This is a genomic window from Acidobacteriota bacterium (genome assembly GCA_040752675.1).
Classification (GTDB): Bacteria; Acidobacteriota; Polarisedimenticolia; order JBFMGF01; family JBFMGF01; genus JBFMGF01.
This window is the reverse complement of sequence record JBFMGF010000025.1, coordinates 21,967-35,064: the sequence shown is the minus strand read 5'-3', so window position 1 is coordinate 35,064 and position 13,098 is coordinate 21,967. Positions and strand designations below refer to the sequence as shown.

The 13,098-nt window shown below is 48.9% G+C and carries 12 protein-coding genes; 6 read left to right on the top strand and 6 right to left on the bottom strand.

Annotated elements, in window-relative coordinates:
• The first annotated feature begins 297 nt into the window (after positions 1-297).
• The 4 genes from AB1756_02670 to AB1756_02655 all read left to right on the top strand — a co-directional run bounded on the left by AB1756_02670 (position 298) and on the right by AB1756_02655 (position 4,761).
• The gene (locus tag AB1756_02670) at positions 298-1,248 is read left to right on the top strand and encodes a histone deacetylase (GenBank protein MEW5806242.1); all 951 of its coding nucleotides are present in this window, start codon (positions 298-300) and stop codon (positions 1,246-1,248) included.
• Between the two features lie 29 nt (positions 1,249-1,277).
• Complete coding sequence (locus AB1756_02665; protein MEW5806241.1) at positions 1,278-1,694, top strand: OsmC family protein; 417 nt, start codon at positions 1,278-1,280, stop codon at positions 1,692-1,694.
• 139 nt (positions 1,695-1,833) lie between these two features.
• Positions 1,834-2,790 (top strand): aminopeptidase, encoded by a 957-nt coding sequence (locus AB1756_02660; GenBank protein ID MEW5806240.1) that lies wholly within the window; start codon positions 1,834-1,836, stop codon positions 2,788-2,790.
• Positions 2,791-2,832: 42 nt separating this feature from the next.
• The gene (locus AB1756_02655; GenBank protein MEW5806239.1) at positions 2,833-4,761 is read left to right on the top strand and encodes an aconitate hydratase; all 1,929 of its coding nucleotides are present in this window, start codon (positions 2,833-2,835) and stop codon (positions 4,759-4,761) included.
• A gap of 78 nt (positions 4,762-4,839) precedes the next feature.
• Here the strand turns inward: AB1756_02655 and AB1756_02650 are convergent, their stop codons facing one another.
• The 6 genes from AB1756_02650 to cysE all read right to left on the bottom strand — a co-directional run bounded on the left by AB1756_02650 (position 4,840) and on the right by cysE (position 10,508).
• Positions 4,840-5,148 (bottom strand): MTH1187 family thiamine-binding protein, encoded by a 309-nt coding sequence (locus AB1756_02650; protein MEW5806238.1) that lies wholly within the window; start codon positions 5,146-5,148, stop codon positions 4,840-4,842.
• A gap of 239 nt (positions 5,149-5,387) precedes the next feature.
• On the bottom strand, positions 5,388-6,041 hold the full coding sequence (locus AB1756_02645; protein MEW5806237.1) for a S24/S26 family peptidase: 654 nt from the start codon (positions 6,039-6,041) through the stop codon (positions 5,388-5,390).
• Between the two features lie 123 nt (positions 6,042-6,164).
• Positions 6,165-8,045, bottom strand: a complete 1,881-nt coding sequence (locus tag AB1756_02640) for a VCBS repeat-containing protein (GenBank protein MEW5806236.1) — start codon at positions 8,043-8,045, stop codon at positions 6,165-6,167.
• A gap of 122 nt (positions 8,046-8,167) precedes the next feature.
• Entirely contained in the window at positions 8,168-8,653 is a 486-nt protein-coding gene (locus AB1756_02635) for a ferritin family protein (protein MEW5806235.1), read from the bottom strand.
• Positions 8,654-8,678: 25 nt separating this feature from the next.
• Positions 8,679-9,839, bottom strand: a complete 1,161-nt coding sequence (locus tag AB1756_02630; protein MEW5806234.1) for an acyl-CoA dehydrogenase family protein — start codon at positions 9,837-9,839, stop codon at positions 8,679-8,681.
• A 42-nt stretch (positions 9,840-9,881) separates the two neighbouring features.
• Positions 9,882-10,508 carry a serine O-acetyltransferase gene (gene cysE, locus AB1756_02625; protein MEW5806233.1) on the bottom strand — a complete coding sequence of 209 codons (627 nt, stop codon included), beginning with the start codon at positions 10,506-10,508 and terminating at the stop codon, positions 9,882-9,884.
• Between the two features lie 225 nt (positions 10,509-10,733).
• On the opposite strand from cysE, the gene AB1756_02620 reads away from it, so the two are divergent.
• Both AB1756_02620 and AB1756_02615 read left to right on the top strand, forming a co-directional pair.
• Positions 10,734-11,924: a PP2C family protein-serine/threonine phosphatase gene (locus AB1756_02620; GenBank protein MEW5806232.1), complete on the top strand. Its 1,191-nt coding sequence runs from the start codon at positions 10,734-10,736 to the stop codon at positions 11,922-11,924.
• A 96-nt stretch (positions 11,925-12,020) separates the two neighbouring features.
• The gene (locus AB1756_02615; GenBank protein ID MEW5806231.1) at positions 12,021-12,881 is read left to right on the top strand and encodes a hypothetical protein; all 861 of its coding nucleotides are present in this window, start codon (positions 12,021-12,023) and stop codon (positions 12,879-12,881) included.
• The last annotated feature ends 217 nt before the right edge of the window (positions 12,882-13,098 follow it).

Here is a 13,098-nt window from a genome sequence, read left to right as displayed (position 1 = left end):
GACGACGCACATCACGAGTCCGACCAGCAACGCCTTCAACGTGAACTCACTCATGGACATTTCCGGTGGAACATATGGTTTGAACTCACCTGCTGCCATTAGTCACCTCCAAATCAAGAAAGAACCATTTTTATTTTCAACGCTTACCTTGCCTACCATAAAGGTTTTTGAATATTAACACCCCTCTCAAAAAAAAGTCAACAGCTTTCGACATTATATATTTTGATTCGCAGGCCACTTTGCTATACTTTCGACAAGATAAAGAGGCTTATTTTTGCGGACAGAGAGGCAAAAGGAATGGTCAGAGAGAGTCGAACTGCATTTATCTACCATGAAGAATATTTAAGGCATGACACGGGAGCTCTCCATCTGGAGAGCGAACGCCGGCTTGCTGCCATCGTCGAACACCTTAAGAAGACTGGAACATGGGAGAGACTCTTGCATATAAAACCCGAAAAGGCAGATGAGAAATGGATATTGAAGATACATACCCTCAAATACCTGGAATATGTAAAAGAGAGCTGCGCAACGGGGGCGAAAGTGCTCGATTTTGCCGATACGGCAGTCTGCCTGGAATCTTGCGATATTGCCCTTCTTGCCGTGGGTGGTGTCCTTGCCGCCATTGACGCTGTCATGAAAGGAATTGCGAAAAATGCCTTCTGTGCTGTTCGTCCACCCGGTCATCATGCCGAACGGGATCGGGCGATGGGGTTCTGCCTCTTTAACAACGTCGCCATCGGTGCAAAATACTTACAGGATGAACACCAATTAAAGAAGATTGCAATCATCGACTGGGACGTTCATCATGGTAACGGCACGCAGAACAGCTTTTACGAGGATCCGATGGTCCTCTACGTCAGTCTCCATCAGTATCCCCATTACCCTGGCACGGGAAGCCATCTGGAGAAAGGAAAGGGAGCTGGAGAGGGATACACGCTGAATTTCCCGATGCCCGCTGGAAGCGGAGAAGAGCTTTACCTGAAGGTCTTCGAACATAGGATCATTCCGGCCCTCCATGATTTCAAGCCAGACTTCATATTGATCTCGGCTGGTTTCGATGCCCATGCGAACGACCCCCTCTCGAATACTTCTCTGACGGAAGAATCCTATGCGCGGATGACAGAATTCCTTAAACGAGTCTCTCAGGTTCATTGCAATGACAGGATCGTGTCGGTGCTCGAAGGAGGCTACGATCTCATTGCTCTGGGATCATCAGTGGAAGCACATCTATTGGAATTGATGGCCTGATTTTTCGATCATAATTTCAGGAGGTATTTATGAAAGGAACGATCAAATGGCGGGAAGGAATGAAGTTTGAGGCTTATTCAACATCCGGACATACCATCATCATGGACGCTGCCCCCGAAGTGGGCGGGAGCAATCAGGGACCAAGACCCATGGAGCTTGTACTTCTTGCGCTCGGTGGATGCACCGCCATGGATGTCATAAGCATTCTGAAGAAGATGCGAAAAGAGATTGAATCCTTCGAGATCAAGCTCGAAGCCGAACGAGCGGAAGAGCACCCGAAAGTCTTTACGAATATAAAAGTTCTCTACACTCTAAAAGGGAAAAATCTCAAAGAAGCCGAAGTCGAGAGAGCCATGAATCTTTCCAAGGACAAATACTGCTCTGTTGGAAGGATGCTCAACAAAGTCGCGAAATTAGCTTATCAGTTTCTGATCCTGAATAGCTAAGATCGCTTTAAGAATTTCTTCTGCCTATAACTGAGGGATTACTCCTGTACTATATTTCCATTTGAAATCATGAAAGAAATTTATTAGTATTAAGTTTCATAAATCTGCAACCAAAAAAAATTTTCTAAGGGAGGTTCGAATGGACAGGAAGCTAATGAGCGCTGCCAGAATCGCCATCAAATGCCTGGCTCCGAAGAAGGGGGAGAGCCTGATTGTGATCACGGATGAACCGTTGAGACTTATTGGACAGGCTATATTTAAAGCAGCAACAGAGCTTGGGGTGGAACCTGTGATGGTTGAGATAACCCCCAGAGAAAGGAATGGTGATGAACCTCCACCTAAGGTTGCAGAGATGTGGAAGAGATTCGATCTGTTTCTTGCTCCCACATCAAAATCTCTCACACACACAAAGGCAAGGAGGGAAGCATGTGAGGCAGGTGCAAGAGGGGGAACGCTCCCGGGAATCAAGATGAACACGATGCTTCGTGCTCTTAATGCAGATTTTACGACTATTGCGAAGAGGAGCCAGAAGGTAGCAAAGGTTCTCTCGGCAGGAAAAATGGCAAGGGTCTTTACCCCAACAGGAACGGATATAACGATGTCCATCAAAGGCCGAATGGCAAAAGCGGACACAGGACAGTTCTTCAAGAAGGGGGATTACGGGAACCTGCCTGCTGGCGAGGCGTTTCTGGCTCCCGTAGAGGGAACGGCGAACGGTTGTATCGTCATCGACGGGGCGATGGCCGGGATCGGACTTGTGAAGGAGCCGATCGTGATTAAGGTGAAAAAAGGATTCGCTACGAAGATAGATGGTGGCAGGGAAGCCAGCCAGTTGAAAAAGATGATGAAGCCCCTCGGAGAGAATGCATACAATGTGGCAGAGCTCGGCGTTGGAACCAACGACAAGGCAAAGCTCATAGGGAGCATTCTTGAAGATGAAAAAGTCATGGGGACAGTGCACATCGCCTTCGGCAACAATATGTCAATGGGAGGAAAAGTGAATGTTCCCCTCCATGTGGATGGGATTCTCCTGAAACCTACGCTTGAGATTGACGGAAAGCTCGTTATGAAGAACGGTGAACTTCTCGTCAAATGATGGCAGGAAGATTAATAATCATTATCATGAGGAGAAGGAATCATGGGGAAAAATATTACGCAGAAGATCATTGAGAGGCGTCTCGTTTCAGGAGAGATGGTCCCGGGCAAGGAGATTGCTATCAGAATGGATCAAACCTTCACGCAGGATGCAACCGGGACGATGGCCTATCTCCAGTTCGAGGCGATGGGGATCCCGAAGATCAAGACAAAGCTCTCCGTGAGTTACGTAGATCATAACACAATTCAGGACGGCTTCGAGAATGCGGATGATCATCTATACCTCATGACGGTCGCCGCGAAGTATGGCATCCATTATTCGAGAGCCGGAAACGGGGTTTGCCATCAGGTGCACCTGGAGCGTTTTGGAGTCCCAGGCGATACGTTGATCGCTTCCGACAGCCACACACCGACAGCCGGCGGGATCGGAATGTTCGCAATAGGCGCAGGAGGTATCGATGTTGCTGTTGCTATGGGAGGCGGCCCATTTTATCTCACCATGCCGCGCATCGTCCTTGTAAAATTGTCCGGAAGGCTCAAAGCCTGGGTCTCAGCAAAGGATGTCATCCTTGAGCTACTGAGGCAGCTCACCACGAAAGGGAATGTCGGAAAGGTTATCGAGTACGGCGGCGAAGGTGTCAAGACGCTCTCCGTTCCTGAAAGAGCCACTATCACGAACATGGGGGCCGAGCTCGGTGTTACGACATCTCTCTTTCCAAGTGATGAAATTACGAGGGAATTTCTCCGCGCCCAGAAGAGGGAGAATGTCTGGATGCCTCTGGAGGCTGACCCCGATGCTGTCTATGATGAAGTGATTGAGATTAATCTTTCAAAGATTGAGCCGATGGTTGCTCAACCGCACTCTCCTGATAATGTGGTGAAAGTCACAGAGATTGAGGGATTACAAGTGGATCAGGTTGGCATCGGCTCCTGCACGAACTCCTCTTACAAAGATTTGATGACGGTTGCTAAAATTCTCAAAGGTAAAACGGTTCCTCCTCATGTCAGCCTGATCATTGCGCCAGGCTCTCGTCAAGTTCTTCAAATGATCACAAAGAATGGGGCTCTCTACGATCTGATTTCTGCAGGGGCAAGAATCATGGAATCGGCCTGTGGGTTCTGTATTGGCAACAGCCAGGCTCCGAGGACAGATGCCGTAAGCGTCAGAACCATTAATAGAAACTTTGAGGGAAGAAGCGGAACAAAGAGCGCCAGGGTTTATCTCGTGAGTCCCGAGACAGCCGCTGCCTGCGCTATCTATGGCATGATGACCGATCCGCGGAAACTCGGAAAGAGGCCTCCAAGAATGGCCATCCCAAAGGAGTGCTTCATCGATGACAGCATGATTGTTCCTCCCTCTAATAAGCCGGAAGAGGTGAAAATCTATCGTGGACCCAACATTGGCGATCCACCCAGGAAGGCTCCACTGGCAGATAAGATCGTAGGGGAAGTTCTTTTGAAAGTCGGAGACAAGATCACGACAGACCATATTATGCCGGCTGGAGCCAGGCTGAAATACCGCTCCAATGTTCCCAAATACGCTCAATTTGTTTTCGAAGGAGTGGACCCCACCTTTGCCGAACGGGCAAAGGCAAAAAATGGTGGTTTCCTTGTCGGAGGATTGTCATACGGTCAGGGTTCCTCAAGGGAACATGCTGCTATTTGCCCGATGTATCTTGGAGTCAAGGGAGTCATCGCCAAATCTCTTGAAAGGATTCACACCGCCAACCTGATCAACTTTGGAATCATTCCCATGACCTTTAAAGATCCATCCATCTATGATCAGATTGATCAGGGAGATCATTTGGAGATCGAGAACCTCCTGAACAATCTTAAATCAAGCCCAGAAATTACAGTCAAGAATCTCACCAAAGGAACAACATTTACGGTGGTGCACAACCTGACACCGAGGCAGGCCGACATCATTATGGCCGGCGGCCTGCTCAACTTCACACGCTTACAGCATTCATAAATCTCTGGAATCTTAAGAGCTGCAGTTGGAAAGAGCGCGCATGTTTGAGCGACCAATCGAGTCTGTGAGGCAAGCTTTTTATTTTTTGATGGGCTGACGAAGCCTCTTCTCAACGGATTGAACTTTCGTTTGAATGGCCCCTCTCCTTCCCTTCCTGTAATCTCCCTTGATATGGAAGTCTATCCGATGGCAATCCTTCTTCATCTCATTGAAGCACTTTTTCACCACACCAAATAGGTCATCCCAAGCTCCCTCAATCGTCGTTCCCATAGGACCGACCTTGTAGGACAGCTTGCTCCTTGCAATGATATCAACCGCTCTCGAAACATATCTGCTCAACGATTCGCCCTTTCCAATTGGGTAGATACTGAAATCAATCAAAACCATAGAATTCTCTCCTTAACTGTATTTATCAAACCTTTTTAAAACTTTTTAAGATCTTGCATCGCGGGTGGCCGAGGCTAAGCGCAACCATCCGCCCGCAGCGGAAGGGGCCCACCGGGGGATGGGTGGAGCGAGGACGGATGGAGCGCTGCCGAGGACAGGACCAGTCGATGCTGCTTTTGAATAATTTGGGGTTGAAGGTTTAGCTTGATAATCTTTTAGTACTGTTAATAATCTTGAAATCATGTGGTGCCAATGAAAGTGCGCAGATCTTGATTACTCGCTCTATGAAACAGGCGAAAGAAGATTCCATGAAAGATCAATTGCAAGAATCGATCGGTCCTGTTGATCATATTCCTGAAGAAACGAATCTCTTTTTTCTCTTCCCCCTTTGATAAACCCCTCAGAAGATTTACAAATTGATCGAGGAGGTTGCCTGCTTTTCCATCAATGGCGATGGAGAAGGAATAGAGGACCATGATGATGGCATAGATTCGAGAACCCATCATGTCAAGTCTGTAAGATCTGTTTTTTCGCGTGAAGGCGGAAACTTTGCCAACCACGCAGTCTGATTTCAGGGATGGATCAACGTAGAGCATCCAATCCCCTTTAGTCCTATAAATGAGGCCATCATTGGATCTCTTTCTGAACAGAACGCGATGGACCATCAGCATCCCATTTCTGTTAAAAACGCCGATATCGCCTATTCTCAAATCTTTTTGTTCATGATTGATGAGCAGGGATTCACCATCGAGAAGAATGGGCTTCATGCTGATTCCAGACACCAGGACGATGCTTCCCTTCCCTGCCTCAGAGAAGAGCTCTGAAATAACAGAAAGAAACTCCTGGCGATCACCAAATGGCAATCGGTTTGTTCTGTCTGCCCTATTGTTCATCTTTTTGTACTCTTCGCCAGCTTTCAATTTTAAAAATCCCTACCATCCGCCATAAAGATATGATGGAAAGTTGATTTTATATCATGCAAAAAGTTTTCTCAAAGAGTAAGGAAAGAGGGAAAGCTAAGGGCAGGGGTGCGCATTCGGTCGTTCCGCTCCGCTGGAATCTCTTCCAAGAGAGCCTTCCGTACCTCCCCTGTTACCGCTGACAAGATAAAAGACCAATTCCGCTGGAGGGGGAACAAAGGAGTCGGTGAGCGAAGGACCTGGAATATCACAGAATCGAGCCGCATTGGGAACCACTCCCGGGTCCTGGGTGTACTCCCCTGATTGGAGGAAGTGATTCCAGTCACTTCGATAGAGATTGTAATTACTATTTCCTCCGCCACAGGTGGGGCTATAGTCCTCCCACTGAATTGTCTCTTTGTTCGGAAAGGTAACCCGGATCAGCTCTTCTGGTACGATTCCAAAGGCAACTGGAGTGACACTGCTTGATGTTCCGTTGCTATTCGTCACCGTGTATCGTATGAAGGAGTTCGTGGAGTACTTATCGGAAGCCACCGTCCACTGATACCGTCCATTGTTTGGAAGATTGTCGGCGATGATGGTCCACGGCCCTGATGAGCCATCCGTGGAAAGCTCAAGCTTGACCGTGCCAAAGCTCTGTCCGGAAGGAACTGAGGAAACCCAATCGATGAAGCGCACGGAATCCTTGATGAATCTCTCTTTACCGCGGGGAGAGATAGATTTGATGGAAAGGGAGGAAGGACTTGAAGCTTCTTTGTAGAAACGAAGGTAATTCTGGTAATTGAAGAGCGAGATCGGCTCCTTATCAACAAGGGCGATATCGGGAAAACCGTTGTGGTCTGCATCGGCACCTGCTCTGAAAGCAGAATGAGTCCCGCTCCTGGGTATGGTGAATTCCGTGAGGAGTGACCAGCCCCCTGAACCATTCCCTCCCCAGACCGTCACTTTGCCTGTCGCAAAGGCTGCCAGGTCCATATTGCCATCAACGTTCATGTCATAGAGCTGAGTGGCATCATAAGTCCCCGTATCAGGCAAAGTGCCGCTCGCATCTACCCAGGTATTGGCCCCATTCCATCTCCAGACTTCAATGCCTCCCTGAGAATTAACATAGGACAGGTCCTGGCATCCATCATTATTCACATCGCCGATATGAGCCCCTCCTCTTACTTCAGAGGCAGGGAGAGGTGGAAGATTTCCATCGGCAAGCGCAAAGCCTCCATAGCCATTCCCAAGATAGACAGTACCATATTCCTCGGAAGTGGCAATATCGGCATTGCCATCTCCATTCACGTCCCCGAAATAAAACTGCATGCTTGAATTGCCGCCTCCAGGCCCAAAGCTTTGTACCCATGTCCCGTTTTGGCGATTGATATAGACATGGACTCCATTGCAGCATCCGAAGGAGACCGAACCCACATCAAGGTCACCATCATTATCAATATCCGCAAAATCTGTGTTGAACATTCCCCACGTCTCGCCATTGGTTGCCAGACCATCATCCCAGGGAGTCCAGTTCCTTCCCGTTCCATCACCCAGGGCCACTTCGAAGATTTGATCCCCAAGATCATTACCGCTGTAATCATGATGCATGCCATATCCAACATCCATCTTCCCATCGTTGTTGACATCCCCCAGAGCAATGCCACCATAGCCGAGGTCACCCATCATGTAGTTGCTCCAGCTCCCCCTGCCATCGCCAAACCAGACCATGATTCCCTGCTCCTCACTGTTGATTAAAGGATTACCGTGGTCGCCGATGGAGACGATGTCCACCTTCCCATCTCCATCCAGATCCTCCATCTCAAGCTCGGTTCTTCCCTCCTCCCATTCCGGATAGGAGAGGCCTGAAGAAGATTCCGTATAGCTGATGGCAAGAATCTCCTCCTGCTCCACGAGCTGCGCTATGGATGGAGAATGAATTATCCAGAAAGAAATCGAAAGCAAAAGGGCGATTGTTAAGGATGACAACACTTTCATAGCCCCTCCTCCTGGTTCTACAAGGTTGACAAACATCGATACGGACAAGGCATTTCCTTTTTGAACAACGTTATTCTTTTAACCTGAATATACTTGAAGGAATGGGCAGAATCAATCCACTTCTAATATTCGTCGAGATGGTGGAATTCGGCATTTTCTATCCACTGGCGGGGTCGTGAGATGAATTCGATGATATTTTCGAGAAGAACGAGATGTTGCTTTTCTTCCTCGGCAAGCTGCAAAAAGATCTCTTTCTGATGCTCCTCGAGCACTTTTTCCGCCTTCTCAGTATAAAATTCCTGGCTCACACGCTCAATTTCTTTCGCCTTCTCATAGAGCTCTCCATGAGAGATCTTCAGATAGGAAGTGGCACCCTCCTCCTTCATCCTGGCAAAAATATTCTTCGCGTTCACCAACACTTCTGTTTCTGCCATTCCCGACCCCCGACCCCGTTTCATCTCCTGAATGATACCGTAATGCTTCGCCTCATCGTTGGCCAGCATGTTCAGAATGCTCCTCAACCCTGCTTCATTGCATCTCTGTGCAAGATCACGGTAATACTCCTCTCCATCCCTTTCCATCTGCAGGGCAAAATCAAAGATATCCATTCTTTCCCTCCCTATGAGAAGTTATTTATTCGGCGGCTGCATATTCACGGAGTAGATTCCTGGCAATGACGATGCGTTGAATCTGATTCGTTCCTTCGTAAATCTGGGTGATCTTGGCATCCCGCATGTATTTCTCGATAGGATAGTCCTTCATGTAACCATATCCGCCAAAGATCTGTACGCAGTCCGTCGTGACCTTCATCGCCGTATCGGTTGCGAAGAGCTTGGCCATTGCGGATGCTTTGGAGATGCTTTTCGCACCGGCATCGGCTGCCCTCGCCACGGAGTAAACGAGTTGTCTCGCTGCTTCGATCTGTGTCGCCATCTCGGCAAACATCCACTGAATCCCCTGGAAGGCTGTGAGTGACTGTCCGAATTGTTTTCTCTTCTTTGCATATTCCATCGCCAGATCGAACGCTCCCTGCGCAAGACCAACCGCCTGGGCAGCAACGCCGGGACGAGCCCTGTCGAGCGTCGCCATGGCATTGGCAAAACCTCTTCCTTCCCTTCCCCCCAACAGATTCTCTGCTGAGACCTTGCAGTTCTTGAATTCGAGCTCTCTCACAGCAACACAGCGAATGCCCATCTTGTCCTCTTCCTTTCCGAAGATGAACCCCTCCATCCCCTTCTCGACGATGAGCGCGCTGCTGCCGCGGGTGCCCTTAGTGGGATCTGTGATACAATAAACTGTGTAGAGATCGGCAATACCGCCGTTCGTGTTCCACTTCTTTACTCCATTCAGGACATAATGGCCATTCTCCCTTCTTGCCTGCGTCTTCATGCTGGCCGCATCACTTCCCGATTCAATCTCCGACAACCCGAATGCAACGAGCTTCTCCCCGGAGGCCACATAGGGAAGCCATCTCTTCTTCTGTTCCTCCGTTCCCCCGAGGATGATGGGAAAGGATCCCAGAGCGTTAACGGCATAGGCCACACCAACGCCGCCACATGCTTTGGATATCTCTTCAATGACGAGACATAGATTAAGGAGACCGGCTCCCTGACCTCCGTACTCTGCGGGAACCCATATTCCCATGAGGTTGGCTTTCTTCAGTGCTTCAATGACGGACCAGGGATATCTCTGCTCACGGTCAAGCTCTGTGGCGACGGGCCTTATATACTTGTCCGCAACTTCCTTTGCCTGTTCGATATAATCCAGATTCCTTGCATTGAGAAGCTCTTTCATACATTAACACTCCTTTTCCACCTCCCATCATGCGATGGGAATTCATTTGCTTCTGCCGGTATTCTTCTCGAGGTCAATGATCCTCTCCTCCAGCTCCTTGATCTTTTCCATGAGAGGATCAATGAGATCGGCATGGTCAAGAAGTTTTACATGGATCTTCTGACCGTTTTGATTGACGACCTTAGCCGGAACTCCCACGACGGTGCTGTTATCGGGAACCGATGCTACGACTACGGAGCCAGCGCCAACTTTGACATTCTCGCCGATTGTGATGTTTCCGAGGATCTTGGCGCCCGTCCCCACGACGACTCCTCTCTTCAAGGTAGGGTGCCTTTTCCCCTTTTCATGACCGGTTCCGCCGATCGTCACCCCCTGGTAGAGCGTAACGTCATCTTCAATGATTGCTGTCTCCCCTATGACGACTCCCATTCCATGATCGATGAAGAACCCCTTTCCTATCTTCGCTCCGGGGTGGATCTCGATCCCCGTAACAAACCGCGAGAATTGAGATATCAATCGGGGGATGACAGGAATATGCAACCTTGCATGCAGGAAATGAGCGATTCTGTGAAAGAACAGGGCATGGATTCCTGGATAGGCAAAGAGAATCTCGAGGATGTTCCTGGCTGCCGGATCCCTCTCATAGACTGTCTTTATCGTTCTCCACATGCTCCCTTCTTAAAATTTCTCTGGCTTTTCAGTCGATGAAGTTTGACTAGCTGTTTCCGCCCATCCTGGCAAAAATCTAAAAAATAATACTAAAAATGCCTGCAAAAATCTACTGATTCTTTTCCCGCTGCCACGCACATTGCTTATGAATAGTTTTTGATCAAAAAAGAGCGTGTGGTAATATTAAAAAGACCTACTACAAGCTGTTGAGCAGGGAAGGAACTCATGAATTATAAAGTCCTCTTCCGAAAACTGCACAAGACGATACGCGAGATCGAGCGCTCGGAGGATATCTCAAAAACGCTGTTCGACATCCTGAAGAGACTCATCAATGAGTTTCACGAAGAGATGGGCCTCGTCGGGGGAAGGCTCTACAAGTCCAGCAACGACAGCTACGTGCTGATCCATCAATATTCCCTTGAAGGAAAGAAGGTCAGACCCGGGTATAAGATTTCCATTACTTACAAGCCACTCCAGGATCTTCTCGAGCATGGATTCGTCATCATGGATGAGAACGATCCCGGTTTCGACCGGAGGGTAGAAAGAGTGGTGGGCGTCTCCTTCTTTGCCGCCATCGCGATCGGCGAGGAGAACAGGCATATCATCGCTTTCACTCTGAGACCCGGGATCAAACGGGAGGATGTCATCTACTCCCTGAACACGATCCGCCACGTCATCAACCTCAAACTCAGGCAGGAAGAGCTGGAAGACATCATACAGGAAGCCAAGAAAATCCAGCAGAGCATCCTGCCCCGCTCCTTCCCGAAGTTTGCCGATTATGACATCTATGGAATGTCAATCCCTGCCGAGGATGTCGGAGGAGATCTTTACGATTTCCTGCCCATCTCGGACAGAGTCCTCGGCGTGGCGGTGGCCGATTCGAGCGGACATGGATTCCCCGCTGCCCTTCAGGCGCGCGATGCCATCACCGGTCTCAGGATGGGGATAGAGGAACATTTCAAGATCATCAAGACCATCGAGAAGCTGAACCGGATCATCAGCAAGAGTTCGCTGGCAACGAAGTTTATCTCCCTCTTCTATGGCGAATTCGAGGCGAACGGGAATCTGATCTACTGCAACGCGGGGCATCCGCCTCCCATCCTCTTCCGCAAGGATATGATGCTGCATTTGAAAAAAGGGGGGCTGGTGCTCGGTCCGAACCCACTGGCCAAGTATGAGAGAGGGTTCGTCAACTTCCAGCATGGAACGATCCTGGTCATCTATACCGATGGAATCACGGAAGCATCGAACCATGAGGGCAATCTCTTCGGAATTAAGAGGCTCGAACGCGTCATACTGAAGCACATCGGTGAATCATCGGAATCGATAACCAAACGGATCTTCGAGAAGGTGGAGAGGTTTTCGAGAGGCTGCAGCTATGTGGACGACAGAACCGTCGTGATCGTAAAAAGATGACCTCTGACAGTTATTGAAATTAGGCGTCTCAAAATGTATCATATAAGGCTTTATATAGTTCAGGAACTCGTCGAATGGAAATCCGATATGCGGCCTATGAAAAGAAATCATCATAACATCGCCGTCTTTACAATCCTCATTTGTTATTCTTTGGTTTCCCTTTTCCCGTTCCCTCTCGCGGCTGAAGAGATTAACGTCAGAGTGGAGCTCCTATATCCGGAAGGGATGAAAGAGCTGGATATGGAACAGACGGTCTCCATCAACGTTTGCTTCGATCTCTCGAGAAGCGAAAAGAACTATTCGGCTTCCTTTAAGTACCAGATTGCTCTCTCCTGCAATGGAAAGAAGATCGGAAGGGAAAAGGGAGTATACGCGCCGCCTGAAGGAATCGCCATCAAAAGAACTACAATTTGCAAAACCTTCAAATATCCTCTCAAGGACCTGATCAAACCTGGTACCATCATGCTTGCGCTGAAAGCCGACGTTGAGATTAATGAAGCTGGCGGAGTCAGACTGAAAGGAGAGAGTGGTCACATCGAGGCTCGCATCAAGTCCGATTACTCAGAGCTAACCGTCTCCGGAACCGTCGTCTGCCCATCCGACCTACCACTTTCCCTTGTCAGGGTAGAACTGATCGGCAAGGTCCCGGAAACCAACCTCATAGCGCCAGGCTCCACTGCGACATCCTTTACAGATGGGAAGGGTTCATTTTCAACTAAACTTTCCACTCCAACAGCATTGGGAGGGCAGGTTATCGCCAGACTATTCTGCCCCGGCGTAGAAATACCTTCCCTGACCGTAAGTGGAAACATTGCCGAAAACGAATGCTCTTTCGGCTCAATCATCATGCAGTGCAACAGATGCGGTGGACCACTCACTGCCGGAGAAGAAGAACAGATTCTCCCTCCGCGTTCCCCCGCTTCCATCACCTCACCTTACGAATTCATCCATCGCTGACCTACTTTCCCCTCCTGCCTCCTCTTTTCACCTTTTTCCTCTTCGTCTTCCTCCCGGTTCTTCCCCGCACTTGGCGATTCTCTTTTAAGAGCACGTCTCTAAATCACTTTACAAGGAGGTCTGGTTGATGTAATAGTTTCCCGTGGAGGGGAACTATAATGAGAAAAAAGAAGAGGATCTAGTTTCGACCACGGCTTCCTCAAAAGCCTGGCTGGAA